Here is a 25,062-nt window from a genome sequence, read left to right as displayed (position 1 = left end):
GGGAATTTGCGGACCAGGGCGGCCCAAGCTGGTAAGTTTTCGAACAGTGGCTTGTGCGCATGCCGCGTGCAGGCTCCAGAATCATGACCGTCCAGGAGGACATAAATGGCTAAGAACCGTAGTGAACTTGTTGCAGAGGTAGCGGGCAAGGCCGGCACCAGCCAGGCAGCCGTCAACTCCGTCCTCGACGCACTGTTCGAGGTTTTCGAGACTTCTGTCGCCTCGGGCGAGAAGATCACCATCCCGGGCTGGCTCGCCGTCGAGCGCACCGACCGTGCAGCTCGCACCGGCCGTAACCCGCAGACGGGTGAGACCATCCAGATCGCGGCTGGCCACAGCGTCAAGCTGACCGCCGGCTCCAAGCTGAAGGCTGCTGTCTCCAACAAGAAGTAAAGCTTCTTCCTCCCGGATTCAGAACCGGGATGGACAAGGGGCGGCAACCACATGGTTGCCGCCCCTTTAGCTTTTAAGCCGATTCGCGGCCCGGGCAGCGGTGACGGACAATGGATAGGTGCCTTCCGCCGCAAAACCCCAATCCACAACAACCCCGCCAGCTCCCGGCAAGGGAACGCCGGGGCAGGGCAACGGCGCCGTGGGTGTCTCAAGCGCATGGCAGCTGGCAGGCCTGGGTGCACTCTTCCTGGCCCTTGCGGCGGCACTCCTCTTCTCCGGCGCAGCTGCCGCCCGTGAGGTCTCGGACCCCGGCGCACTGGTCCGCTGGGGCCTCCCCGTCGCCAAGGCCATCCACAACATCTCAGCGGCCACCGTCATCGGCGGCCTCATTTTCGCCGTAGGCATCCTCCCGAAGAGCCTGGCCCGCCACAGCAGGCGCCAGATGGGTGCCGGCGCCGAGGACGCAGAACATCCGGCCTTCACCCGCGTAGTGGCCATTGCAGCTGCGGCGGGTGCCGCGTGGACCCTGTCCGCCATCTCCGTCCTGGTGCTCACATACGCAGACGTGGCAGGCCAGGCAATCTCCGGCGACGCGCAGTTCACACAGGCTCTGGTCTACTTCATGACGGACATCGAGACGGGCCGGGCCTGGCTCGCTGTCACCATCATTGCCGCCGTGGTGACAACTGCACTGTTCGGGGTCAGGTCCCTGGGCGGGCTGGCGTTGACATTGATCCTGGCCCTCATCGGCCTGGTGCCGACGGCCCTTATCGGACACTCATCAAGCTCCTCCGACCACGAGGGCGCCATCAACTCCCTCGGCCTGCACCTGGTCGGCGTCAGCACCTGGGTGGGAGGCATCATCATCCTGGCGCTCCTGTCCGGGATCCTCACCGGCACCAAAGCAGGCGCTTCAACTGACATCACCGAGGCAACACTCCGCAGGTTCTCGGCACTGGCGGGCTTCGCCTTCGTGCTGGTTTTCGCGTCGGGCATCATCAACGCGAGCATCCGGATCACCAACTGGGGCGACCTTGTTGGTTCCTCCTATGGCCAGCTGATTCTGGCCAAGGCGGCCGCCACCGTGGTGTTGGGCGGAATCGGCCTGATGCACCGGCAGTGGGTCATCCCGCAACTGGGTGCGAAGGGTTCCACTATGTCCTCGCGGCGGGTCCTGTGGCAGCTGGTCCTGGCTGAATTCCTGGTGATGGGCGCAACGTCAGGTGTGGCCGTGGCACTGGGCCGGTCGGCGCCGCCCCAGCCCACCACGTTCGCCCCCGATGCTTCACCAGCCTTCATCCTCAGCGGCTACGAGCTTCCCCCGGAGCTGACTCCGGGGCGCTGGCTGACCGAGTGGCGTCTGGACTGGCTGTGGATCGCTGTGGCACTGTTCGGGCTGGTATCCTACTTCCTCGGTATCGCCAGGGTCTACCGCCGCGGGGACAAATGGCAGTGGTTCCGGTCAGTGAACTGGGTGATTGGCCTGCTGGTGCTCACCTACATCACGTCCGGGCCGCCGTCGGTCTATGGCCGCGTACTGTTCTCCGCGCACATGGTGGACCACATGGCGCTGACCATGGTGGCGCCCATCTTCCTGGTCCTCGGCGCACCGGTGACGCTTGCCCTGCGTGCACTGCCTCCCCGCGGAGACGGTTCGCGCGGCCCCCGCGAGTGGCTGCTGGTATTTGTGCACTCCAGGTTCTCCCAGGTGGTCACGCATCCGCTTTTTGCCGCCGCCAATTTCGCCGGCTCGATCGTGCTGTTCTATTACTCGGACCTGTTCGGGTTCGCCATGCGGGAGCACGTGGGGCACGAACTGATGATCCTGCACTTCCTGCTGACAGGCTACATCTTCATCCTGAGCATGATCGGCACGGACCCGCTGCCGCGCCGTGCGCCGTATCCGATGCGGTTGCTGCTGCTCCTGGCCACCATGGGCTTCCACGCCTTCTTCGGGGTGGCCATCATGGGCGGCACCAACCTCCTGGCCGCCGACTATTTCGGCAACCTGGGCCGTGCCTGGGGACAGTCCGCCCTGCTGGACCAGCAGACCGGCGGGGCCGTTGCCTGGGGCATCGGCGAGGTGCCCACACTCCTGGTGGCCATCGGCGTGGCCATCATGTGGTCCCGGTCCGATCAGCGGGAAACCAAACGCGTGGACCGGGCGGCGGACAGGAATAACGACGCCGATCTCACCGCTTATAACGATATGTTTGCCAAATTGGCTGAACGCGACGCCAGGCTGGCAGAACGAAACAAGCTGGAAGGACGCTGATGAGCGAAACCGTACGCACCCACCTCCGGGTCCGAGCCTCCGAACTGGTGGGCCGTAACTGGTTGAACACCGGCGGCAAATCACTGGACCTCGAAGCCCTCCGCGGCAAGATTGTGCTGCTGGACTTCTGGACTTTCTGCTGCATCAACTGCCTGCACGTCCTGGACGAGCTGCGGCCGCTCGAGGAACAGTACTCCGACGTCCTGGTCACCGTGGGCGTTCACTCGCCCAAGTTCGAGCATGAGGCAGACCCGGTGGCGCTGGCAGCAGCCGTGGAGCGCTACGAGATCCACCATCCTGTCCTGGATGACCCGGAGCTGGAGACCTGGAAGGCCTACACGGCCCGCGCCTGGCCAACCCTGGTGGTCATCGACCCCGAGGGCTACATCGTGGCGCACCTCTCCGGCGAGGGCCACGCGGATGGACTCGCGGTCCTGATCCCCGAGCTCATCGCGGAGCACGAAGCCAAGGGTACGCTCCACCGCGGCTCCGGCCCCTATGTCGCGCCCGAGCCCACCTCCGGCACGCTGCGCTTCCCCGGCAAGGCCTTGTTCCTTCCCGCCGGTCGCGGTTCAGCACCACAGGGAACGTCCGACGGCGGCAGTGCGGCAGGTGCCGCGGGGTCCGGTTCGGCGTCCGGTTCAGCCACCAACGGTGCAGCGGCACATGGTTCCTGGCTGGTCACCGATACCGGCCACCACCGCCTGGTGGAACTGGGCACGGACTTCCAGACCGTCCTGGGAACCTACGGCTCCGGCACCAAAGGCCACGTGGACGGACCCGCCGCCGGTGACGACGCCGCCGCCCGGTTCAACGAGCCCCAGGGCCTGGTCCTCCTGCCGGAAGACGTGGCTGCGAAGGCGGGCTACGACGTCGTGATTGCAGACTCGGTCAACCACCGGCTCCGCGGTCTTTCGCTCACGGACGGCAAGGCCTCCACGGTGGCTGGTAACGGCGTGCAGCGCCTGCTTGAAACCGGACCGGCGCGGGTGGATGAGGACGCTGCCGGATTCACCGGCCGGTTGAGTGAACACCCGCTCGAGGTCTCGCTGAGCTCGCCGTGGGATCTCGTATGGTCCAGGAAGCTCAATGCCGTGGTGGTCGCGATGGCCGGTACGCACCAGATCTTCAGCTTTGACCCGCTGACCGGTGCCGTGTCCATCGTTGCCGGCAACGGACTGGAGGGCCTGCTGAACGGGCCCGCGCATGAGGCCTGGTTCGCGCAGCCCTCCGGGCTGGCAGAGGACGCCGACGGCAACATCTGGGTGGCTGACTCCGAAACCTCAGCACTGCGCAAGCTGGTGATTGGCGACGACGGGACCGTCACCGTGGAGTCCGCCGTGGGCAAGGGCCTGTTCGACTTCGGCTTCCGGGACGGCCCCGCGGCCGAAGCCCGGCTGCAGCACCCCCTGGGCGTGACCGTCCTGCCTGATGGCTCGGTGGCGATCGCGGACACCTACAACGGTGCCGTCCGCCGCTACGACCCCTCCAACGGCACTGTATCCACCCTGGCGCGGGGGCTGCTCGAGCCCTCCGACGTGATCGTGGACCATACGCAGTCGGCGGGCTCCGAGCCGCTGCTGGTGGTGGTGGAAGCCAACCAGCACCAGCTCGTGTACGTGCCCATCCCCAAGGAAGCCCAGCAGGTGGATGAAGGCGCGTCACAGACCCACCGGCCCAAGAGCCCGGTAGCCCCGGGGCCGCTGGAGCTGACGGTCCGTTTCACCGCCCCCACCGGCCAGAAACTGGATGACCGCTGGGGCGATCCCACCCAGCTGAAGATCTCCTCCACGCCGCCCGAGCTGCTGGTGTCCGGCGGCGGAACCTCGGTGGGCCTCCTGCGCACCCTTGAGCTGTCCTCCGATGTGCCGGAGGGCGTCCTCCACATCACCGCCCGCGCTGCAGCATGCGACGGCCCGGAAACCGAGGACGGCGAGATCCCGGACCACGCGGCCTGCCACCTCTACCAGCAGGACTGGGGTATCCCTGTGCTGCTGCAGGCAGACGGCGATACCGAACTGGTGCTGGACCTGCGCGGCATGGACTAGCCTGCCGGCTTGCGGTTGATCTGCTGTCGCAGTTGAACTGAACAGGCTGCCGCCCGCGACTAAAGCGTCACGGGCGGCAGCCTTTTGGCGTAGTGCCGCTTGTAAGCCCTGATTTAGCGGGGCCTCAGGCCCTGAGAAGGCCCAAAAGGATGCCTACAGTGACACGTCTGGCGGCTTGGGCCGGAGTCCTCAATATCCACATACAGCAGTTCGCCGCTGCCGAACACTTGCGGATGCAGCCACCATGGCCACATGGAAATCTCACAGGCTTTGGAGTGTTGCGGCGGGGCTGCTCGCCGGCCCGCGCTCGCCCGGCTTGGTGTGGATGATGCAGCCCTTCGCCGGGCTGTCCGCGGTGGACTTTTGCAGCCAGAGCGCGGACTTTATGCGCTTCCGACGGCGCCTGCCGGGCTGGTTGCGGTGCTGCGGAACCGGGAACTGCTGACATGCTCCAGCGCTGCAGCACACTACAGCCTCTGGTGCCTTTCGTCTGTGGGACCCCGGCACGTTTATCACCGGAGGGAAGCGGCTGTCAGGGGCGAAGCTATCCACCACGCCGGACTGCTGCTTCCGCCTTGCGCATACCGTCCTGTTGCAGCCCTTGCCGATGTTCTCATACACGCCCTGCGGTGCCTCCCATTCGCCGAGTCCTTGGTCATGGTGGAGTGCGCTGTTGCCCGGGGGGACATGACTGTTGAGTTCCTTCGCCAGCGGCTTCCGGGCCGGCGCAACGGTAAGGCGCGGGCGGTCCTGCATTGGATTGACCGAGGCGCGGACTCCCTCCTCGAAACGCTGGCACGGACGTACTTCCGTCAGGCGGGAATCACTGTTCAACCTCAGGTTTACCTGGAGCGGGTGGGGTACGTTGACCTACTGCTGAACGGCTGGCTGGTGGTTGAGCTGGATGGCAGGCACCACGCCGACTGGAAGCAGGTTAAGAAGGACCACCGGCGGAACAATGAATCCGTGGTCCAGGGATACACGGCACTCCGGTACTACTACTCGGATGTGGTGCATCGGCCCAAAGCCATGGTTGATGAAGTTTTGGCGGTGCTCGGCCGGCGGCGTTAGCAGCTGCGCGTCACCGGGAGCACGCTTTTGAAGCACCCAGTGAAAGGAAACCCCTGATTTCCGGGGGCGGTTTCCAGGTAGAAGGCTAAAAGCGGGCCCTGCGTGACGCCCCATGCCCAGAGAACGGGTGAATCGGAACCAGCCTCGGGAAGGAAGGCCTAGAAGCTCAGGAGCGGCGTGACCTTGATGGCATCCCCGGAGACGTCCAGCCGGGTGGTGAAGCTGAAGTCCACCTCTTCGTCCAAGGGATACCAAGCTCCGGTGAACAGGTTCTGCTGGAGGGCCTCCACCTTGGCCTTGCCGTCCAGCGGCGCCACCACCCAGCGCCCGTCGAACGGTTCAATGGAGACGTTGGGGTATTCCGTGACGGACCACTTGATGCTGCCGTCCTGGACCCGGTTGTTGCTGGCGTAGTAGAAGGGGCAATCCGGCTGGAGCTTCTGCTCCTTGACCGCCTGGGCAGCGCAGCCGTCCAGGAATTCCCTGACCTTCGCGGCCACGTCCTTCTTCAGGTCGTCCGTGGCCTGGGTCAGCAGGTTGAGCGGGGCCACCGGGGCGTCGCGGGCAGTAACGGTGGCGCGGGTGGCGGAAGCAGAGAAGTACTCACCGTTCACCGTGGCCTCGTACTCGCCCGGATAAAAGACCGCGAACGAGTTCCGGCCGTTGGGCATGTTCACGTCCACGCCGTTGACGGTGGCCGTGGGTGAGTTGACCACCGAGACGTCAACAGTGGGCAGCCGGGACGGGACAAACGCCCACGTGTTGAAGAAGATCCACTCGGTTCCGCTTTTCTGCAGCTGGAAATCCGTGCGGAGGCGGCTGCCGTCAATGGTGTATTCCATGGGTACCGTCACCTGGCCGCCCGGGCGTTCCTCGGCCTCGCCGATGTTCACGTTGGCGATACGGGAAGCGGCGCTCTGCAGCGCCGTGCCGTCCAGCAGGGCGGCGTTGCTGGGCGGTACCGTGGCCCGCAGGAGCCCCAGCGCCTTGCCGCCGTCTCCGCTTCGCAGCGCGTCCAAATACTCACGCACCGGCTGCTGCGGACTGGCCACAGTGTTGTTCACCAGGTTCACGGCAACAATGGCAGCGGCCACGGCAAGCATGAGGCCCAGCAGCCATCCGGCCGCTATCCTCACCAACGCTTGACTCATCTGCACGTTCAATACGTTACCTGCCCCGCGCCCGACGACGGCAGTTGAGTCAGCCGGCTGCGGTACCTCTCAGCGGCGGCGGCGCCGGGACGACGTGCCGAAAACACCCCGAAGGAGCTCACGTCCCAGCTGCGTTCCGATAGACCTGGCCATGCTCTTTAGCCCGCCTCCGAGTGCCCCGCCAAGCACACCGCCGAGGTCGCCCATCATCCCGTCCCCGCCCGCGTCCTGGGAACGGGACTGCTGCCGGGAAACCTGCGGCTCTTCATCCCGGGTGCGGGGCGCACTGGTCCTGGTGGAAGGTGCCGGCCTGCTGCTGGGCCGGCCAAGAATCTCCTCTTCAATGCGGCGGGCCTCGGCATCAACATCCAGGCTGCCGCCGGCACCGGAACCGGGAACACCGGAGCCCGGAACAGGCGGCTGGCCGGGGGCGGCGGGCCCGGTGGAAGCCGCCGCCGTGCCCGTGAGCTTCTCGTAGGCCGAGGGGTTGTCCACCGCCGTCCCGTACTTCCCCAGCAACGCGGACCCGGCCACCGTGCTGCGGACCAGGTCCTCGGCGCTGGGCCCCATCAGGGATTCGGGGGCGCGCAGCCTTGTGAGCGCCACCGGAGTGGGAGCGCCCTTCTCGTTCATCACGGTGACGACGGCCTCACCAATGCCCGCAGAGGTGAGCGTCTCTTCGAGGTCGTAGTCGCTGACCGGGAACGTGGAAACCGTCGCCTTAAGTGCCTTTGAGTCCTCCGGCGTGAAGGCACGCAGGGCATGCTGCACCCGGTTGGCCAGCTGCCCCAGCACATCGGCCGGGACGTCCTTGGGGGTCTGGGTGACGAAGAAGATGCCCACGCCCTTGGACCGGATGAGCCGGACGGTGGTGGTGATCGCCGCCAGGAATGCCTTTGAGGCGCCGTTGAACAGGAGGTGGGCCTCGTCCAGGAAGAACACCAGCTTGGGTTTGTCGAGGTCGCCGGCCTCGGGCAGGTCCTCGAAGAGGTCGGCGAGCAGCCACATCAGGAAGGTGGAGAAGAGCATGGGCTTGGTCTGCAGGGTGGGCAGTTCCAGGCAGGTGACCACGCCGCGGCCGTCCGGGGCGGTGCGCAGCAACTCGGCGGTATCGAACTCCGGTTCGCCGAAGAACTTTTCCAGCCCCTGGGCCTCAAGGTTCACCAGTTCGCGCAGGATCACGCCCGCGGTGGCCTTGGACAGCCCGCCGAGCTCTTCCAGCTGGTCCTTGCCCTCGTCCGAGGTCAGGAACTGGATAACGGCCCGCAGGTCCTTCAGGTCGATCAGTTCCAGGCCGTTTTTGTCCGCGAAGTAGAACACCAGTTGCAGGCTTGATTCCTGGGTGTCGTTCAGCTCCATGATGCGCGAGAGCAGGATGGGCCCGAAGGAGGACACCGTTGCCCGGACCGGAATGCCATTGCCGTCCCCGCCCAGGGCGAGGAATTCCACGGGGTAGGTCCTGCCCTGCCACGCTTGCCCGATGCTTTCCGTGCGGGCCTTGAGTTTGTCACTTCCGGCGGCGGCGGTGGCGAGCCCGGACAGGTCGCCCTTGATGTCCGCGAGGAAGACGGGCACACCGGCATTGGACAGCTGTTCCGCCATCATGTGCAGCGTGACGGTTTTGCCGGTGCCGGTGGCACCGGCCACCAGGCCGTGCCGGTTCATCATGGCCAACGGCAGCCGGACCTGCGCCTCCTTGTGGAGCTCGCCGTCCACGATGGCGGCGCCCAGCTCGATGGCGGCCCCTTCCAGCGTGTACCCCTTCTGGATGGTGGCAAGCTTCTCTGCTGTGGTTTTGTTGGCCATTCGGCTAGCTTAGCCGCGGCTCCGCGCGACGTGTGGGCGGGACCACACTCAGTTCTGCAGGTGTCCGGAAAGGTCCTTGGTGAAGGCGAGGAACTTGATCGTTTCCGGGTCGGCGTCCAGGTCGAATTGCGGCTCGTAACCGGTGGTCAGGTAAAGGTGCTTGGCTTCGGGCTGGCGTGGACCGGTGGTGAGGTAGAGCCGGGTGTACCCGCGGCGCACTGCCAACGCTTCCAGCTCGGCCAGCACCAGCCGGGCCAGGCCGCGGCGGCGGTGGGCCGAGTGTGTCCAGATCCGCTTCAACTCGGCGGTGGCGTCGTCGTACCGGCGGAAGGCTCCGCCGGCGATGGATTCGCCGTTCTCCTGGATCACCAGCAAGGCCCCGCCGGGTCCCGCGAACTCTTCGGCCGGGTAGCGGTTCAGTTCCTCTGCCGCTCCCTCCCGGCCGAACAGGTCGCCATAACGCATGTCATACTCGACCGCCAGTTCGTCCAGCAGCGGCCGCACCCGGGGATCCTGCATCGGGAGGTTGAGGACCGTCAGGACATCCGGGTCAAGCGGCCGCGGCCGATTGGCGAGCGGCCCGCGTTCAGCATCCAGGGGCTGGAGCCCAGCATTGAGGGGCTGGCCCGCGGTTTCTAAAGGCTCGCGCCTGAGGTCAGGTTCTGCGGTCACGGTTCAGTTCTTTCCGACGGCGGCTGGTTCTGTGGACAGTGTGGCGGATGGTTGTGCGGCGAGGCCACTGGCGGTGGTGAGGATGGTGCGGGCCAGGGCGTCATTTTCGCGGAAGGGCGCGGCGTTGGTGCCCGGACGGGCGAACGCGCCCGCGCCCCAGCCGGAGGTGCCCGGGCCCACGCCGAACAGTGCAGGCTGCGGCACCCCTTCGGGGTTCACCAGCTGGTGCCCGGACGAGATCAGGAGTTTGCCGGTGGAATGGATCCCGTCGGCGGTCAGCAGCTGTTGCTCAGTGCCCAGGCCCGTTTTGTGCAGGGATTCAAGCAGCGGGTTGAGTGAGCGCGCCACCGTGGGTGACGGCAGGCGGGCTTCGATCAGTGCCTTCGCTGCTACGGACGTACCGGACTGGAGCGAGCTGCCGTGGAAGAGGCCTGTGGACTCGTCCGTGGTCACCTCAAGGTCCGGGCCGAGGAACTGGAGCAGTCCGGCGCGGTGCAGTGCAAGCATTTGGCGCAGGCGGTGCGGCGGCGGTCCCGAGTCCACAAAACTGAAGAACCCGTGCCACCAGCCGTGGACCGTCTGCTGCGACCTGGAGTTGAGGCGCTCCGGCGGGACCACGCGGCCCACTTCCATGTAGACGTGCAGCAGGGCCAGGAAAAGGGCCAGGGTTTCGGGGTGGTCGGGGCTGTCCCGGAGGGCAAGATCGTGCTCGATGTATCCAACCACCGCATCCTGCACCTCCTGGTGGCCGGCAAAGCGGTGGCCGGCGAAGGGGCGGTCCAGCCGCTCCAGGTCGAGGTGCAGGCTAGCGTCCGGAAAGGCAGCGGCGACGAGTTCCTCCCGGGCGGGGCTGTACCAGTCCAGGCCGGAGTACCGGGCGGCGAATTCGTCCCAGTCCATGGCGGCGCGGGCGGGGTTGCCGGTCAGCAGCTCACGGTAATAGCCGTACCCGGCCTCCTTGGCGATCAGCGGCCACAGGTCCCGGTGGAAATCCAGTTCTTCGTGCTGCGCCAGCAGGGCCTCCACGGCGGCCGGGGTGAGGAACCGCAGCGGGCCGGGTGCCTCGCCCCGCAGCGTTGCTGAAATCTTCGAATGGTACGGCACTCCCCGGCGCGAACCGGCCCACAGCTTCGGTTCCCGGCCGGAGGGAAGGTAGCGAAGCCCGCCGTCGGACCTTTCAACGAACCGCCCGCCCCGGCCCTCCATCAGGAGGACCAGCAGGTCAACGAAGGCCAGGCCCATGCCGGCGACAATGACGTCCTGGCCGGGCGCGATGGGTGAGTAGTCGACGTCGGTGGTGTAGCTGGGTGCCGCGTGGTAGCCGTCGTGCCGCCCGGCGAAGTCGGTCCAGGCGTCCGAGGCGGCGCCCGGACGGGAGTCGGTGTGGCCCAGGGCAGTGACGACGACGTCGGCCCGCAGGGTCCGGCCGTTGGCCAGCTCCACAAGGTAGGCGGAGGGACTGGCGGCGGTTTCAGCTTCGGGCTCGCGGACCTGCCTGACACCCACCGCCGTGGTCCGGTGGACCGTAACGTCTCGCCCCAGGGACCGTGCTGCCCGCCGGAAGAACCACTCCAGGTACTGGCTTTGCAGCTGGCGGGTAGGGAACGTGGCGCCGGTGAGCGAGCGGAGCTGTTCGCGCAGGGCGCTGGGAAAGTCCGGAACATCCGTGATGGACCCGTCCACCACGCCCGCGGCCCATTCGGCCAGGTTCGGTCCCTGGCTGGCCGGGCCCTCGCAGGCCACAGAAGCATCGGTGTACATGGTGATGTCCGCTGCCATGGAATTGAGCAGGAGGCCAGGGTGCTGGTCATAGCGCCAGATGCGGCCCGAGCCCGGAACGTGCGGCTCCACGACGTGGATCTCCAGCGGGCCGCTGAAGAGCTCCGGACGGTTCGCGGCGAGCCGCTCCAGCACTCCGGCCGTGCGGGGTCCGCCGCCGACGAAGACGACGGCCGGGATGTTCGCTGGCATGGGTGCTCCTGGTAGCGGCGGTTGGGGGTGGCTGGAGTGCCCATGCTAGGCAGCGATTCCGACGGCGGTCGAGCGCCTGGTCACGGCCGTTAACTCCGCGTCACATCCCGTCAAGGGACGCAAAAAACCGACTCATGACGCTGTGCGAACTCCGGTGAAGTTATGCAACTTGCCGCCTTGCTGCCCCATTCCGGCCGGTCCTAGATTTGCAGCCAGCAACCGGGTCAAACAGTCCCGGCCCAAACCAGAGAAGCGAGGTGGCGCATGAGTTCAGCAGCAACTACGGCGGCGCAGTCAACAACGTCAGCACAGTCAGCTGCCGGTGCGGCACCGGACGCCGTTGCTGGCCGGCCGGATGCCGGCGGCGTTACAACAGACGCCGCAACTGCAGAGACCGTTACCCCGGGGACGGATGTTTCGGGTACCGGCGGGTTCCCGCCGGAAAACCGGAGCGCCCGGGTGGCCACCGATTACTCCGCCTACCGTGTGGTGGCCGCGAAGCATCCCTGGCGCTGGGTGGGTACAGCATTTGTGGCCCTCGGGCTCCTGGCAGTCGCCTGGTCCCTTGCCACCAACCCCCGCTGGGAGTGGGGCGTGGTGGCGCAGTGGTTCACGGCGCAGTCCGTCATCAACGGGTTGCTTGAGACCCTGAAGCTGACCGCGATCTCAGGCATCCTGGGCTTCGTTCTGGGGTTCATCCTGGCGCTGATGCGGCTGTCCGCATCGCCGCTGCTGGTCTCGGTGTCCTGGACCTTCTCCTGGATCTTCCGGTCCACCCCGCTGCTGGTCCAGATGCTGCTTTGGTACAACCTGGGCTACCTGTACGAAAAGATCTCGCTGGGCATCCCGTTCACCGACGTCCGGTTCTTCGAGGTGCAGACCACCACGCTGATCAGCCAATTTGCGGCCGCAGTGCTGGGCCTGACCCTGAACCAGGCCGCCTACTCCGCCGAAATCATCCGCGGCGGCATCCTGTCAGTGGACCAGGGCCAGCTGGAAGCCGCGGCCGCACTGGGCATCCCGGCCTGGCGCAGGTCCACCCGGATCGTCCTGCCGCAGGCCATGCGGGCCATCCTGCCCACCGCGTTCAACGAGATCATCGGCCTCGTGAAGGGCACGTCCATCGTGTACGTGCTGGCCTACTCCGAGCTGTTCTACACGGTGCAGGTCATCTACAACCGCACGCAGCAGGTCCTGCCGCTGCTGCTGGTGGCCACCCTCTGGTACGTGGTGATCACCTCGGTCCTCAGCGTCTTCCAGTACTACATCGAACGGCACTACTCCAAGGGCGCGGTGCGTAACCTGCCGCTGACGCCCCTTCAGAAGGCCCGCAAATTCTTCGCCACCCACGCCGTGGTCAACAACGCAAGGAACGCCCGATGAGCACCGCAACCCCTACTGCCCAAGCAACTGCCGCCACACCGGCCCCCGCCACCCGCGGCCTGGTCGAAATCACCAAGGTCCACAAGTCCTTCGGCGCCACAGAGGTCCTCAAGGGCGTCAGCCTCACGGTGGAACCTGGCGGCGTGGCCGTCATTGTGGGTCCGTCCGGCTCGGGCAAGTCCACCCTGCTGCGCACCATCAACCACCTGGAAAAGGTGGACGGCGGCTACATCTCCATTGACGGCAGGCTGGTGGGCTACGAAGTCCGCGGCCAGCGGCTCCACGAGCTGCGCGAAAAGGACATCCTCAAGCAACGCACCGAAATCGGCATGGTGTTCCAGAGCTTCAACCTGTTCCCGCACCTCACCGCACTCGAGAACGTGGTCGAAGCCCCCGTCGTCGCGCAGGGCCGCTCCAAGGAGGAGGCCCGGCGCCGCGGCCTCGAGCTGCTGGACCGGGTGGGCCTCAAGGACCGCGCGGACGCGTACCCGCGCCAGCTCTCCGGCGGCCAGCAGCAGCGCGTGGCCATCGCCCGCGCACTGGCACTGGACCCCAAGATCCTGCTGTTCGACGAGCCCACCTCGGCCCTGGACCCGGAGCTGGTCAACGAAGTGCTGGACGTCATCCGCGAACTCGCGAAATCCGGCACCACGCTGATCATCGTCACCCACGAGATGGGCTTCGCCCGCGACGTGGCGGACACCGTGGTGTTTATGGACCAGGGGCAGATCGTGGAACAGGGCACCCCCGAACAGATTTTCACCAACCCGCAGGAACCGCGCACCCGGAGCTTCTTCTCCAAAGTGCTCGAGCCGGCTTTCAACATCTAAAGGATTCCCCCATGGCACTTCCCACCGGCCCTTCCCGCCGCCCACGCCGCGCACGCTCCCTGACGGTGCTGCCCGCCGTCGTACTTCTTGGTACTGCTGCGCTCGCAGGCTGCGCTGATCCCGGCGCCACCGCCGCAGCTTCCGGCGGAGCTGAGACGACGGCGGCACGCAACGGCGTCGTCTACAACACCTCGCCGGACCAGCAGCGCGTCCGCGCGGAGAAGGATGCGGCGCTCGCCGCCAAGGTTCCCGGGCTGATCGGCAAGGACGGCAAGCTGACCATCGCCACCACCGCCGGTTCCATCCCGCTGACCTTCCACGCCACCGACGACAAGACGCCCATCGGCTCAGAGCTGGACATCGCGCAGCTGGTGGCGGACAAGCTGGGCCTCGAGCTGGACGTCCAGGTGACGTCCTGGGAGAACTGGCCGCTGAAGACCCAGTCGGGCGACTTCGAGGCTGTGTTCTCCAACGTGGGCGTGAACAAGGACAGGGTGAAGCTGTTCGACTTCGCCAGCTACCGGGCTGCCTTCATGGGCTTTGAGGCCAAAAAATCCGCCACCTACGACATCAAGGGCGCGGACGACATCTCCGGCCTGAAGGTGTCCGTGGGGTCCGGAACCAACCAGGAAAAGATCCTGCTGGCATGGAACAAGGAGCTCGAGGGCAAGGGCAAAGCGCCGGCCACCCTGCAGTACTACTCCTCCGACGCCGACACCATCCTGGCACTCTCCTCCGGCCGCACCGACCTGAACATCGCACCCTACCCGTCCACCGTGTACCGGGAAAACACCCGCGACGACCTGAAAGTGGTGGGCAAGGTCAACGCCGGCTGGCCGTCCGAAACCCTCGTGGCTGCCACTACCCTGCGGGGCAACGGCCTGGCACCCGTGATCACCGAAGCCCTGAACTCAGTCATCAAGGACGGCTCGTACGGGGAGGTACTCGAGCGCTGGGGCCTGTCCGAGGAGGCCCTGCCGGAGTCCAAGACCATCACTGAGGAAAGCTTCGCGGCTTCCCAGGCTGCCCCCACGGCCACGCCGTCGGCGTCAGGAAAGACCTCATGAAGTTCCAGGTCCTGGACATCATCCCGCACCTGAAGAACCCGGTGACGGGGGAGATTGTCTCCACGGCGGACCGGCTCAACCAGGTGGTGGAGACCGCGCGCCGGGCCGAGGAACTCGGCTACGACAGCTTTTCCGTGGGGGAGCGGCACGCGGGGGAGTTCATCTCCTCATCGCCCACCACGGTGCTGGCCGCCATCGCGGCGGTCACGGACAGGATCCGGCTGCAAAGCGGCGTCACGGTCCTCTCCGTCCTTGACCCCGTGCGGGTGGCCGAGGACTACGCCACCATCGACCAGCTGAGCCGCGGCCGGCTGGAACTGGTGATCGGTAAGGGCAACGAGGTGCTGCAGTACCCGCTGTTCGGGTTGGACCTGGCGGACCAGTGGGACCTGCTGGCCGAAAAGTACGAACTGCTCCGCCGGCTCTGGCGCGAGGAGGGTGTCACCTGGTCCGGCCGCTTCCGGTCTGCGCTGACGGAACCGACCACCACCACACCCCGTCCCTTTGATGGTCCGCCCCGGATTTGGCACGGTTCTGCTACAACCTTGACGTCGGCCGCGCTGGCGGCGAAGTGGGGCGATCCGCTCTTTACGGCCAACGCCATCCAGCCGCGGGAGAACTACCACGTGCTGATCGAGCATTACCGGGAAGAGTATGCGCGGCACGGCCACGATCCCCGGCAGCAGTACCTCGGCTCGGGCAGCGGCGCCGGTGGTGTGTTCATCGCCGACACCACCCAGGAGGCCATCCGCCAGTTCGGCCCGGTCTACGAAGCGCTGACGGCCAACCGAAACGTGCCCGGCAACAACTCGCCCTTCCGGGACATCCAGCACGCCGTGGCTGAAGGTCCCGCCCTGGTGGGCAGCCCGGAACAGGTCATCGACAAGATCTTGAGCTACCACTCTCTGTACGGCGACGACCTGCAGTCCATTTCACTGCCCACCACCTTGCCGTTTGAACAGCAGCTGGACATCCTGGAGCGGTTTGCCCTGGAGGTCATCCCGGCTGTCCGGGCAGCTGCGCCCACCACGCTGTGGGAAGCCGAAGACCCCTACGGCAGCCGCCCCGAATCCGCCCACGCAACCAACAGGAGCGAAATTGCCTACGTCCACTGAGACCGCATTTGAAGCCTTCGAAGCCGACTGGCAGGAATGGCACGCAGCCCACGAACGCCACCGCGCCCACCCGCACGGCTTCCTGGCGGTGACCCACCTGCACTGGCTGGGCAGCGAAGCCACCCGGCTGGAAGGTGCCCCCGGCACCTGGAGCGTGGAGGCCGACGTCGTCCGCGTAGTCCTCGAACCGGGCGAAAGCCTGCAGCGGGACGGCAAGGAGCTCAACACCGAGGGGGGCACCACGCTCACGCTCGGCCCCATCGAGGAGCGCGGCGGGATCAGCCTCGCCTCCGGCGATACCGTGATTGAGCTGGCCAAGCGCGGCGGCGAGTACATTGTGCGGCCGCGGAATCCGGAAAACGGGCTGCTGCGCGATTACCAGGGCACGCCGGCCTACTCGCCGGATGCGGCGTACGCCGTCCGTGGAACCTTTGTGCCGTTCGAGGCGCCGCGGCCTACCACGGTGGGTGCCGCCGTCGAAGGCATCCAGCATGTGTACGAGGCGCCGGGCGAGATCCGCTTCAAGCTGGCCGGCCAGGAGCTGGCGCTGACCGCGTTCAACGGCCATGCCCCGGGCTCGCTCTCCGTGCTGTTCACGGACCAGACCTCCGGCAGGACCACGTACGCGGCCAACCGCTCGTTGTCCGTGGTGCCCGCTGCGGACGGGTCCGTGGAGCTCGACTTCAACCGGGCCGTGAACCTGCCCTGCGCCTACACAGACCTCGCCACCTGCCCGCTGCCGCCAGCGGAAAACCGCCTGCCCGTGGCCATTGAGGCCGGCGAAAAGATTCCCTACGAACGTCAGGACCAGCAGTGAGCACCTCTGAAACACCCGTGCCTTCAACAAGCCCGGCAGGGTTCCTTGCCATCGAGCTCGACGGCGCCGGCTGGGACGGCGGGGACTTCGCGAGCCTCGGCGAAGCCATCCTTGCAGCCGAGTCCGCCGGTTTCCACGCCGCCACCTTCACCGACTCGCCGTTTCAGGGCCGGGCCAACGCGCTGCAGCGGGCGGCCTTCGCCGGGCCGGTGACGCGCACCATCGCCCTGGTCCCCGAAGTGGACACCGTCTACACCGAACCGTTCCACGTCTCCACCCAGCTCGCGAGCCTGGACTATGTTTCCGGCGGCCGGGCGGGGTGGATCGCCACGGCAGCGGAATCACCCGAGGCGGCTGCCGCCGTCGGACGTTCTTCAGTTGGCGGTGAGGTGCTCGCGCAGGAAGCCGCGGCGTCTATCGAGGTGTCCCGGAGGCTGTGGGACTCGTGGGAGGACGACGCCGTGATCCGCGACGTCACCACTGGCCGCTACATCGACGTGGACAAGCTGCATTATGCGGACTTCGAAACTCCGGCAAATTTCGCTGGCCCCGCATACTCGGTGAAGGGTCCGTCCATCATCCCGAGGCCGCTGCAGGGACAGCTGCCGGTCCTTGCCGCTGCGTCGCTGGTGGGCGAGGGACAGATTCCGGCGGATGCCGTTGACGCTGTACTGGTCACCGCGCCGACGCCTGAACTGCTCGCCGCCGAGGTGCGCGATGTGCGTGCCCGGGTTGGTGCGTCCGTGGCAGTGATCGCCGAGCTCGACGTCGTCCTGGACTCGCGCGGGCAGGCTGCGGGCGAGCGTTCTTCCGGGTTCGACGGCGGCCGCGCACAGTATGCCGGCACGGCTGAAGGCCTCACGGACTTCCTGGGATCGCTCCTGCAGGAGGCCGACGGCGTGCGCCTCCACCCGGCGTCGCTCGCCTTGGAGCTGGACGAGCTTTCCCGGCTGGTGCTGCCGGAGCTTCGGCGCAGGGGCGTGCTCCGGCCGCCTGTGCAGGACGGCACCTTCCGTGACCTGCTGGGGCTGACGCGCCCGGCCAGCCGCTACGCAGCCGCCGCCGCCGGCGCCGAAAAGTAAGGGAAAACCATGACTCAGCACAACCGTGCAAAATCCGAGGTCTTTACGCCGTCGGGCAAGATCCAGTTCGGTATCTTCTTCCAGGGCGTGAACTCCGGCACCATCTGGAAGGCGGCAGAATCCGGCTCGCAGACCGACTTCGAATCGTTCCGCCGCCTCGCCCAGACCGCCGAGCGCGGGCTGTTCGCCGCCTTCTTCCTGGGCGAGGGACTGCGCCTGCGTGAACACCTGGGCCGCCCGCACGCACTGGATGTGGTGGGCCGTCCGGATGCGCAGACGATGCTTGCCGCCCTCGCGTCGGTGACCAAAAACATCGGGCTGGTGGCAACCCAGAACACTACGTACAACGATCCCGCAGACCTCGCGCACCGGCTCGCTTCCCTTGACCTGATCTCGGGCGGCCGTGCGGCGTGGAACATCGTGACCACGGACAACGCGTGGACCGGGGCGAACTTCCGGCGCGGGGGTTACCTGGACCACGCCGACCGCTACAAGCACGCAGAAGCGTTCGTGGAAACGGCTAAGCGGATCTGGGATTCCTGGGAAACCGCGGCGGGGCCCGCTCGCCGGGTGCTCCATGAAGGACAGCACTACACGGTGGACGTCACGCCGCGCCTGCCCCGCAGTGCCCAGTACCAGCCCGTGCTCTTCCAGGCGGGCGACTCCCCGGAGGGCCGCAACTTTGCCGCCCGCCAGGCAGACGTCATCTTCTCGGCACACCCCAAGTTCGACGACGCCGTAGAGTTCCGCAAGGATCTGGTGGAGCGTTCGCTGGCGGCGGGCCGCGGTGCCAACGCCGTGCAGATCATGCCGGCCAGCGAATTCATCCTCGCACCGACGGCTGAAGAGGCCTTGGCGAAGAAGGAGTGGGTGCGGAGCCTGCAGATCGGCCCGCAGCAGGCGGTGGCGTACCTGGAGCAGTTCTGGGGCCGCGAGCTGTCCGAATACGATCCCGACGGGCCGCTGCCGGAGATCGATCCTGTGGTGGAGGAGACCTCCGAGACGCGCGGCAGCGGATTCCACGGCGCCAAGGCCCGGCAGCTGGCGGACCAGTGGCGGGCGGAGGCCAAGGACAAGGGCCTGTCCATCCGCCAGTTCGTGTCCTCCAAGACGGCCCGCGTCGATGCCACCTTTACCGGTTCGTACACGGCAGTGGCGGACCAGCTGGCCGAGTATGCCCGGGTGGGGGCAGTGGACGGTTTCAACATCTCGCCGTGGCTGGTTCCCACCGGCCTGGACGACATCGTGAACCACCTGGTGCCGGAACTGCAGGAACGCGGCGTCTACCCCACGGAGTACGCGGGCAGCACGCTTCGCGAAAACCTTGGGCTGGAAACGCCCGTTCGTTCCATTGACGAGACTGCTGAGGCGGTCCGCGCATCATGAGCACAGACCGCCTCGGCGGGTGGCTGCGGCGCAGGTTCCGGACCTCGCGCCGCGGCTTTGTTGGAGTGTTCGACGGCGGCACTGAAGTGAGTGCCGCCGTCGAGCCTTCTTTTGGGGCTGTCACGCTCCAGCTGACGGTGTGGGAGCAGCGGCTGTAGGTCCTGGGGCTTCGGATTGCCGATTCCACCATCGGCGCCAAAGGTGTCAGGTTGAAACCTGGGGTGTGTCTGGCGATGTGACTGGGAATCTTTGTTTCGACCCTATTCTGACGCCTTTGGGCCTGTAGCCTGACGTCAGGTTGGGGTGTGCCCCGTCGGACAAATCTCGCCCCTCAAAGAGAACGAATAGTTCGAAATCGAATATGCACGCTTACCAGTAAATTGCTAAAACCTTCAACTAACTGTACGTTGTAGCAGCTCGGGAGCGTGCAACCCTTTCTATATGGATGCAGGCTTGGCCAGCGAGAAGGTCGGACTGCCCCCTCCTTACCGCAGGCGACGCTCCGGTCATATGGACCGGAGCGTCGCTCTGTAAGCAAATTGGACGATAGAGATGACTTGGAGACGATCTTGACTCAGGCGAGAGTCAGGCTCCAGAGTTCGCGCGGATTGACATCCCAGCCGCCACCCCCGGTGGGCAGTTGACCAATAACGCTTTCCCGGCCGTGACCCCAGCGGTTGTTGTCCACGATGATGAGGTCTCCCGCCGTGAGCTGCACGCGAAGGGCAGCCCGTTGAGCCGCTTTAACCAATGCCTTTACAACTTGGGTTATATCGGCACCTGGCAGGATTTCCTGCAGGTGGTGGAGCAGGTCACTCTTAAGTCTGATGCCGTAATCGAACTCGTTTTGTTTGGGTTCTATCGAGTAGGCAACCGAGCGGGTGAGCCCGTCCGGATAGGGGATGTCAGACCGGAGCGTGTTCAGCATGCTCATGTAATCTGAGGGGTCCGCCTCGCTGAGCGTTCTTAGGGCATCAGCCCACGGCACGAGCAGGGACTCTCCATTCATTCCTTCTGCTTGGTCCTGCCAGCCTGGGTTTACCATCAGCATGCAAAAATACCGCGGTCTTGGTTCCAGAAGTGACTGTGAGGAATGCATGGCCAGCGGACCATCGACAGCGTGAGCTTCACCGCGTCGGGCTCCTTCGCGATCGTAACTGACCCGCCAGATTGCATTATGATGCGGGTGCGTCCCAGTGTCTCCTCCGTAGTACCGAAGAGGAGTACCCAAGTGTTCCAGGAGACGGATGAGTTCGTTGGCCGTAGCGGGAAAGCCTGTAAGCCTGACGACACCATGCTTTTGAAGCTCGGCGTCCATGTCCTTTGCAAGTAGCTCTTCAGTAGCTGAGCCGTATTCGATATCCGTCAACCATGGCAGGCTCATCAGTGTCCTTCTCCCGTCTGGTTCATGGCTGCACCGGTAGGGGCAGCGGTCTGGGCCATCTGCTCCTGCGTTGAATAGGGGATAACCTGCAGCGACGCACCAGTGCGTTCCCATGCCTTGGCCAGTTCAAGATCAGGGCGTTCATGAAATCCCCGTGCGGCTAGCCCGCCTGATGAGTCACCTGAAGGGTGGGAGCCGACCATCATACGGCGCAACCAACGATCGTTGCCGTCGAAGTTGGCCCGGAAGGGCGAACGCGAGTGCACCGCCCGGCGGTTGTCGAGAAGCAGCATGCCACCCTGTTCGAGCCGTCCTGAAACAGAGACAGCCTCCGCCGCGTTGTCGGCAGCTGCCATGGCTTGGCGTGCTTCTGGCCCTACTGCGGTGGTGAGTTCTGGTTCGAACCGGAACTGGACACCGCCAGCATGTTCATCAATGATTTGGAAAACCGGGCGTGGATCAGCATGCCGAATGGGTCGGCCTTCACATCGGTAGGTGCCGTGCAGCCGGGCTAGATCCATGGCAAACATTGGCGCAGTCAGCACCGCGATTTCCTGAACGGTGAGTTGGCGCTGGATATCAGTCAGGGATGCGATGCTGGTGGCGGCCTTGCCGGCAGGATCTGCGCGGAGACAATGCAAGATCAGAAAATCGGGCGGAGCGGGATGGAAAAACATCTCAGTGTGGAACCCAAGGGATACAGAAGAACTTTGGCTTGAGACCTTTTCCGCGTTTTTGCTGGTCGGGTACACATCATGCACAAGACGCCCGGCCCGCTGATCACGGTAGGAGATGGGGAATCCCAGTGCGAGTGAGAATGTGACCATGATGAACTCGCCCAAGGTGTTGGTCACGGCATCCGTCGTTTGGCCGATAAGTGGTGTGGCAGGAAGATCGGGATCGACGGGAAGGTTTGTGACGTAAACCTCAGGACGAGACGTCGTTCCCTTGGCGAACTGCTCGACTCCGTTCCTGGTGCTTTGATTGAGTGCAGCCCAACCGTTCTTGGCTTCCTCACGAAAGCGGGCCGGATCTACGCGTGGATCGGCAGTGGACCGTGCTGCTGCTTCAGCGAGCCTAACCGACTCGTCGTCGTCCAGTTCGATGGTCGCCCACTCCTGGAAGACCCTTTTGACGAGGCTGGTAGTCATCTTTTGTAGCCGCCTTAATCTCGTTTTCGCCTGAGTAACTGATGAAGCCGTTTGCGGCTACGGGGTGGCGGCTTCCTGACCGCCTTATGGCAGGAAGGTGTGGGCCGCAGTCGCGGCCCACACCTTCAGTTCACTAGCAGGCGTAACCGAAGTAGCCTTGTGATTCCCATGGGTAAATGGACAACTGGAATCCGGAGCACCAGCCCCTGTTGGCGTACTGCTGGGCGAACCACCGGTGTCCGTAAGCCAGCGCGTAATACGCAGTCCGGAGTTGAACGGGAGTTGATGCCGGGGGTGCCGGTACGCGGCCGTTGCCCAGGTCGCGGGTTTCTGCCTTGCTGAGGTAGACCGTGCAGCGCCCGCCGCCGCAGTAGCCGACGGCTGCCTCCGCCGGCTGAGGAGCAACAATTGCTCCTCCTGTGGTGATTGCTGCGGCTAGCGCCAGTGCTGCTGCAGTGTTACGTATCTTCGTCCTAATCATTGGATCTGCCCTTTCCCTTTATCCCGATCCGCCTAATCGGTGATAGGAATATCGTGACCCGGAGCCCCGGGAAGTCAGGGCTTGCGGGACGTTTTTGAGACAGCTGGGACGGAAGAGGGAATGCGTGCATGGAAAACGCCCGGGTCCCGTCGCGACGGATCCGCATGAACTCGCATTCGCACTGAGGAAATTTCGCGGTCGTGTGGGTCTACGGACCTATGAGGAAGCCCAGGAACGGTGGGCGGAAGCAGCTCGCGAGACAGGATCGACCTGCCCTGTCATCTCTCGCTCGCAACTCTCACGGTACGAGCACGCCAACCTTCCCCCCTTGAAACATGCCGACCACTTAGACAAGCTATATGGAGGGGGAGGATGGGTAGCTATGTCGATCAAGTCATTGTGGCGCAGCCGTTGGGATCCATGGAGTGGAGACTCTGAAGAATGGGCCCGCAAAAATCACTTCGGCTGCTGGCCGGCAAACTACTCCGGAATGGTCTGGATAAAGATCAAGCCGAAGCCAACCGAAGTCGACACCACGGTCGAGGTCGACTTGGAGTGGGGTCCTTGGGGAAACACGATTAACGTCAAACTTCCGAAGGAAGGCGTCACGATCGCGACAGGCAAGGCCCGCGACGCTGACGGGATCAGTCGGACCTGTAACGTACAAGCGAATCGACCCGTTTTCACTCTCTTTGGAGCCGGGGAAGACCTCGAGAATGAAAACGTTGTTGATATACGGCGAGGATGGTCCATGCGGCATCCCGAATGTGAGCCAAGCGAACGTCAAAGCGGACCCGCAGAACCAACCCTCGCAGAATAAAGAATCCTGCTACCGGCCTAGATCTCTCTGCACCTGTTGCGAAGTTCCAAGGGCCGTGCGGGCTTTCTGGACTTTATGGAACTTCCCTTGCCAGGCAGTCACGGCAGCTGCCGGCGGGGTTGCCTGGTCCCTGTCTGCATTGATTCTTGCCAGCACCGCTTCCCGGTCCGCTACGTGCTCGAGGCTTCTTGCCAAGCCTTCACGCCGTTCGAATGAGTCGTAAGCTGCCCCCGCTTCATCAGCTGGCTGCTCGGGGCGTGCATTGTCGGCTTCGACCTTTTCGCGCTGCGCTTTGTCGGCCCGTTTGGCTTCTGCGAGAAGGTGGACGGCTTGAGAGTTTTCTCCTGTTGCCGCTGTCCGTTCTTCCTGAGCGTGCGTCTTTGCGCGTGCCGCTTCACTAAGTGCGGCTGCACCGTCTACACCTGTGCCCAGGGCGTTAACGTCGATGGCGTAGCGTTGCTGTACCTGATCTCGAATGGCGTTTGCCGCGGACCGCGCCATGGGGTCCTGGCCCTTCCACGCCGTGGCGGTTTGGTGGACGCGGACGATGTCTTCTGCTTCGGCTGTATCCCACCAGCGGGCATCCAGCGCAGGTGCGAGCTGTGCGCGTGCGGCTGCGCGTTCGCCCTCGAGTCGGGACATCAGTTCGCGTCCCTTTTGGTCTTCGGCTGCCGCTGCTTCACGCGCCGATTTTTCTCGTGCGCGGATGCGCCGTGTCAGGTTGGGGTATGCCCTAACACGACGAACAGCGACTTCAAGGGGTGCGAATAGTTCGAAATGGAATATGCACGCTTACCAGTAAGCGAGGCTCGGACAAGCTGCGCTGGTGGCTCTGTTCCGTCCACAGTTGGGGTCAATTCGGGTTATCCACGGCTGGATAGCGGGTGCCCCTGGACTAGCTCCCGGAGCAGCAGTAGCGGTGGATAACCCATGAGAATTGTCCCTGGCTGTGGGCGGCGGTGGGACCAGCCTCTCGTTGGCCCCGGATGAAGTCCCTTATATCTGGGGCCCAACAACACAACGCCCCGGTGTCAGGTTGGGGTGGGCCCCAACTGGGCGACCTCCACGGCGAGCAAGTTCTCCGGATCAAATGAGTCCGGTTATACAAGGGCCGTGTTCCGCAAACCCAAGTAGCCGGTCCGCCAGCCGCTGTGGTGCTATGCCGCTGTGTCTCCGCTGACCCGGGGGCTGCAGGAGTTGCCAATCAGTGCAGCAACGCGATCGACCTCGGCGGTGCCCCGTGCGTCCCTGCGGTTTCGGAGGTGTAATAGCCTGCAAAGTGCAGCGATCTGATCGAACGCTGAAGTTGCGGAAGAGGCTTCTGCCCGCTCGGGGCTGAGTAAGGCGAAGCAGTGCTGCCAGGTTTGGGCGTGTACATCGAGGGGACCCGGCCGCGAAGCTGGGGTGCCACCGTGTACAGGTCCTCCATCCACTGCGCGACCTGCTGGTCGTCGTCGGCGAACCCGGGGAAGTAGCCCGAGCAGTTTCCGTAGCAGGTCAATTGGACGATGTCCGTGCTGGTTGTCTTGTCGGTGCCGCCCGGAACAGCGTTGATGAGTGGCGTCGAAGGGCATGCCGAGGGTAACGTTGAGGCCCAGTCCTTGAACTCCGGGAGCCCTTTGATGTCGGCAACGATATCAGCGTGGTGGCCGTGGATGGCCACCTTGTTAAGCGCGCGCAGGCGGTGCCCTGGACCGCCCAGCAGAACCGCAGCGCGTCGATGACCGCGTCGCCGTAGAGAGGCGGCCTTGGCGTGCGCGGACGCGCCACCTTGATCGCCAGGGCCAACCCAATCGCCTTGCGGGCATGGCTGCGGTGCCAGCCTGTCGCGTCGCAGCTTTGACTCAGGGTTTCGCCTTTGCGCTTTCTTGAGGCACGGCGGTACTCCCTGGCCAAAATCCTCGTCATAGCCTTGCCTTCGCTCATCGTCAGCTCATAACAGCAGGCATACCCTCACCGGAGACCCGACGACCGGCAGACACCCCGCTACGCGCGAATTACCAAATGATTCTTCGATGTCCTCTACGCGCGCACCTTAATGAGTCAACGCGTGAGCTTGACCACATCCTTTGATCATGCCAACATTGCGAATGGTCTTACCAACTGTCGAGGCGTACCAAAATGGCAACGGCTAATGGAGAGTCAGTTGATGCATGGGT

General features: G+C 65.0%; 22 protein-coding genes. 13 read left to right on the top strand and 9 right to left on the bottom strand.

Annotation, left to right across the window (positions count from 1 at the left end; translation table 11 throughout):
- Positions 1-105 precede the first annotated feature (105 nt).
- The 4 genes from QFZ36_RS11455 to QFZ36_RS11440 all read left to right on the top strand — a co-directional run bounded on the left by QFZ36_RS11455 (position 106) and on the right by QFZ36_RS11440 (position 5,787).
- A complete protein-coding gene (locus QFZ36_RS11455) occupies positions 106-393 on the top strand; it encodes an HU family DNA-binding protein (RefSeq protein WP_306636555.1) in 288 nt (95 codons plus the stop codon).
- 118 nt (positions 394-511) lie between these two features.
- Positions 512-2,668 carry a cytochrome c oxidase assembly protein gene (locus tag QFZ36_RS11450; protein WP_306636553.1) on the top strand — a complete coding sequence of 719 codons (2,157 nt, stop codon included), beginning with the start codon at positions 512-514 and terminating at the stop codon, positions 2,666-2,668.
- On the top strand, positions 2,668-4,716 hold the full coding sequence (locus tag QFZ36_RS11445; protein ID WP_306636551.1) for an NHL domain-containing thioredoxin family protein: 2,049 nt from the start codon (positions 2,668-2,670) through the stop codon (positions 4,714-4,716). Before QFZ36_RS11450 ends, QFZ36_RS11445 begins: the two co-directional genes overlap by 1 nt.
- A 687-nt stretch (positions 4,717-5,403) precedes the next feature.
- Entirely contained in the window at positions 5,404-5,787 is a 384-nt protein-coding gene (locus QFZ36_RS11440; RefSeq protein ID WP_306636549.1) for an endonuclease domain-containing protein, read from the top strand.
- Between the two features lie 158 nt (positions 5,788-5,945).
- On the opposite strand, the gene QFZ36_RS11435 is transcribed toward QFZ36_RS11440, so the two are convergent.
- From QFZ36_RS11435 to QFZ36_RS11420, 4 genes are all read right to left on the bottom strand, one after another.
- Complete coding sequence (locus QFZ36_RS11435; RefSeq protein ID WP_306639184.1) at positions 5,946-6,938, bottom strand: hypothetical protein; 993 nt, start codon at positions 6,936-6,938, stop codon at positions 5,946-5,948.
- Positions 6,939-7,007: 69 nt separating this feature from the next.
- The gene (locus QFZ36_RS11430; protein WP_306636547.1) at positions 7,008-8,744 is read right to left on the bottom strand and encodes a helicase HerA-like domain-containing protein; all 1,737 of its coding nucleotides are present in this window, start codon (positions 8,742-8,744) and stop codon (positions 7,008-7,010) included.
- A gap of 48 nt (positions 8,745-8,792) precedes the next feature.
- Positions 8,793-9,263, bottom strand: a complete 471-nt coding sequence (locus QFZ36_RS11425; RefSeq protein ID WP_306639182.1) for a GNAT family N-acetyltransferase — start codon at positions 9,261-9,263, stop codon at positions 8,793-8,795.
- 156 nt (positions 9,264-9,419) lie between these two features.
- Positions 9,420-11,387, bottom strand: coding sequence for an FAD/NAD(P)-binding protein (locus tag QFZ36_RS11420; RefSeq protein WP_306636545.1), 1,968 nt, complete (start codon positions 11,385-11,387; stop codon positions 9,420-9,422).
- Positions 11,388-11,651: 264 nt separating this feature from the next.
- Here QFZ36_RS11420 and QFZ36_RS11415 point away from each other — a divergent pair, with 264 nt between their 5' ends.
- The 8 genes from QFZ36_RS11415 to QFZ36_RS11380 are packed head-to-tail and all read left to right on the top strand — an operon-like array spanning position 11,652 to position 19,225.
- Complete coding sequence (locus QFZ36_RS11415; protein WP_306636543.1) at positions 11,652-12,770, top strand: amino acid ABC transporter permease; 1,119 nt, start codon at positions 11,652-11,654, stop codon at positions 12,768-12,770.
- Positions 12,767-13,600, top strand: a complete 834-nt coding sequence (locus QFZ36_RS11410) for an amino acid ABC transporter ATP-binding protein (RefSeq protein ID WP_306636541.1) — start codon at positions 12,767-12,769, stop codon at positions 13,598-13,600. The genes QFZ36_RS11415 and QFZ36_RS11410 overlap by 4 nt, the downstream gene beginning before the upstream one ends.
- 11 nt (positions 13,601-13,611) lie before the next feature.
- On the top strand, positions 13,612-14,667 hold the full coding sequence (locus QFZ36_RS11405) for a transporter substrate-binding domain-containing protein (protein ID WP_306636539.1): 1,056 nt from the start codon (positions 13,612-13,614) through the stop codon (positions 14,665-14,667).
- Positions 14,664-15,782 (top strand): LLM class flavin-dependent oxidoreductase, encoded by a 1,119-nt coding sequence (locus QFZ36_RS11400; protein WP_306636537.1) that lies wholly within the window; start codon positions 14,664-14,666, stop codon positions 15,780-15,782. Before QFZ36_RS11405 ends, QFZ36_RS11400 begins: the two co-directional genes overlap by 4 nt.
- Entirely contained in the window at positions 15,766-16,599 is an 834-nt protein-coding gene (locus QFZ36_RS11395; protein WP_306636535.1) for a DUF1684 domain-containing protein, read from the top strand. Before QFZ36_RS11400 ends, QFZ36_RS11395 begins: the two co-directional genes overlap by 17 nt.
- Entirely contained in the window at positions 16,596-17,681 is a 1,086-nt protein-coding gene (locus tag QFZ36_RS11390) for an LLM class flavin-dependent oxidoreductase (RefSeq protein ID WP_306636533.1), read from the top strand. The genes QFZ36_RS11395 and QFZ36_RS11390 overlap by 4 nt, the downstream gene beginning before the upstream one ends.
- Before the next feature lie 9 nt (positions 17,682-17,690).
- Positions 17,691-19,067, top strand: a complete 1,377-nt coding sequence (locus QFZ36_RS11385; RefSeq protein ID WP_306636531.1) for an NtaA/DmoA family FMN-dependent monooxygenase — start codon at positions 17,691-17,693, stop codon at positions 19,065-19,067.
- Positions 19,064-19,225 carry a hypothetical protein gene (locus QFZ36_RS11380; RefSeq protein WP_306636529.1) on the top strand — a complete coding sequence of 54 codons (162 nt, stop codon included), beginning with the start codon at positions 19,064-19,066 and terminating at the stop codon, positions 19,223-19,225. The genes QFZ36_RS11385 and QFZ36_RS11380 overlap by 4 nt, the downstream gene beginning before the upstream one ends.
- Positions 19,226-19,641: 416 nt before the next feature.
- Here QFZ36_RS11380 and QFZ36_RS11375 read toward each other — a convergent pair whose 3' ends face one another.
- The 3 genes from QFZ36_RS11375 to QFZ36_RS11365 form a co-directional block, all read right to left on the bottom strand.
- Entirely contained in the window at positions 19,642-20,451 is an 810-nt protein-coding gene (locus QFZ36_RS11375; protein WP_306636527.1) for a TauD/TfdA family dioxygenase, read from the bottom strand.
- Positions 20,451-21,602, bottom strand: coding sequence for a TauD/TfdA family dioxygenase (locus QFZ36_RS11370; protein WP_306636525.1), 1,152 nt, complete (start codon positions 21,600-21,602; stop codon positions 20,451-20,453). Before QFZ36_RS11370 ends, QFZ36_RS11375 begins: the two co-directional genes overlap by 1 nt.
- 133 nt (positions 21,603-21,735) lie before the next feature.
- Positions 21,736-22,083 (bottom strand): hypothetical protein, encoded by a 348-nt coding sequence (locus QFZ36_RS11365; protein ID WP_306636524.1) that lies wholly within the window; start codon positions 22,081-22,083, stop codon positions 21,736-21,738.
- Between the two features lie 382 nt (positions 22,084-22,465).
- Between QFZ36_RS11365 and QFZ36_RS11360 the strand changes: the two genes are divergently transcribed.
- Positions 22,466-22,903 (top strand): hypothetical protein, encoded by a 438-nt coding sequence (locus QFZ36_RS11360; protein ID WP_306636522.1) that lies wholly within the window; start codon positions 22,466-22,468, stop codon positions 22,901-22,903.
- Between the two features lie 9 nt (positions 22,904-22,912).
- On the opposite strand, the gene QFZ36_RS11355 is transcribed toward QFZ36_RS11360, so the two are convergent.
- Complete coding sequence (locus tag QFZ36_RS11355; RefSeq protein WP_306636520.1) at positions 22,913-23,545, bottom strand: hypothetical protein; 633 nt, start codon at positions 23,543-23,545, stop codon at positions 22,913-22,915.
- Between the two features lie 562 nt (positions 23,546-24,107).
- On the bottom strand, positions 24,108-24,566 hold the full coding sequence (locus tag QFZ36_RS11350; RefSeq protein WP_306636519.1) for a hypothetical protein: 459 nt from the start codon (positions 24,564-24,566) through the stop codon (positions 24,108-24,110).
- Positions 24,567-25,062: the final 496 nt, after the last annotated feature.

Origin of the sequence: Pseudarthrobacter siccitolerans, from assembly GCF_030823375.1 — a bacterium.
Lineage (GTDB): Bacteria > Actinomycetota > Actinomycetes > Actinomycetales > Micrococcaceae > Arthrobacter > Arthrobacter siccitolerans_A.
Note: the sequence above shows the minus strand (reverse complement) of the source record. Positions and strands in the feature narration are given on the sequence as shown.

Excerpts from the sequence above, each read along its gene's own strand:
- QFZ36_RS11455 (WP_306636555.1), top strand. The coding sequence starts at position 106 with ATGGCTAAGAACCGTAGTGAACTTGTTGCAGAGGTAGCGGGCAAGGCC.
- QFZ36_RS11445 (WP_306636551.1), top strand. The coding sequence starts at position 2,668 with ATGAGCGAAACCGTACGCACCCACCTCCGGGTCCGAGCCTCCGAACTG.
- QFZ36_RS11440 (WP_306636549.1), top strand. The coding sequence starts at position 5,404 with ATGACTGTTGAGTTCCTTCGCCAGCGGCTTCCGGGCCGGCGCAACGGT.
- QFZ36_RS11435 (WP_306639184.1), bottom strand. The coding sequence starts at position 6,938 with ATGAGTCAAGCGTTGGTGAGGATAGCGGCCGGATGGCTGCTGGGCCTC.
- QFZ36_RS11430 (WP_306636547.1), bottom strand. The coding sequence starts at position 8,744 with ATGGCCAACAAAACCACAGCAGAGAAGCTTGCCACCATCCAGAAGGGG.
- QFZ36_RS11425 (WP_306639182.1), bottom strand. The coding sequence starts at position 9,263 with ATGCAGGATCCCCGGGTGCGGCCGCTGCTGGACGAACTGGCGGTCGAG.
- QFZ36_RS11420 (WP_306636545.1), bottom strand. The coding sequence starts at position 11,387 with ATGCCAGCGAACATCCCGGCCGTCGTCTTCGTCGGCGGCGGACCCCGC.
- QFZ36_RS11415 (WP_306636543.1), top strand. The coding sequence starts at position 11,652 with ATGAGTTCAGCAGCAACTACGGCGGCGCAGTCAACAACGTCAGCACAG.
- QFZ36_RS11410 (WP_306636541.1), top strand. The coding sequence starts at position 12,767 with ATGAGCACCGCAACCCCTACTGCCCAAGCAACTGCCGCCACACCGGCC.
- QFZ36_RS11405 (WP_306636539.1), top strand. The coding sequence starts at position 13,612 with ATGGCACTTCCCACCGGCCCTTCCCGCCGCCCACGCCGCGCACGCTCC.
- QFZ36_RS11400 (WP_306636537.1), top strand. The coding sequence starts at position 14,664 with ATGAAGTTCCAGGTCCTGGACATCATCCCGCACCTGAAGAACCCGGTG.
- QFZ36_RS11385 (WP_306636531.1), top strand. The coding sequence starts at position 17,691 with ATGACTCAGCACAACCGTGCAAAATCCGAGGTCTTTACGCCGTCGGGC.
- QFZ36_RS11380 (WP_306636529.1), top strand. The coding sequence starts at position 19,064 with ATGAGCACAGACCGCCTCGGCGGGTGGCTGCGGCGCAGGTTCCGGACC.
- QFZ36_RS11375 (WP_306636527.1), bottom strand. The coding sequence starts at position 20,451 with ATGAGCCTGCCATGGTTGACGGATATCGAATACGGCTCAGCTACTGAA.
- QFZ36_RS11370 (WP_306636525.1), bottom strand. The coding sequence starts at position 21,602 with ATGACTACCAGCCTCGTCAAAAGGGTCTTCCAGGAGTGGGCGACCATC.
- QFZ36_RS11365 (WP_306636524.1), bottom strand. The coding sequence starts at position 22,083 with ATGATTAGGACGAAGATACGTAACACTGCAGCAGCACTGGCGCTAGCC.
- QFZ36_RS11360 (WP_306636522.1), top strand. The coding sequence starts at position 22,466 with ATGTCGATCAAGTCATTGTGGCGCAGCCGTTGGGATCCATGGAGTGGA.
- QFZ36_RS11355 (WP_306636520.1), bottom strand. The coding sequence starts at position 23,545 with ATGTCCCGACTCGAGGGCGAACGCGCAGCCGCACGCGCACAGCTCGCA.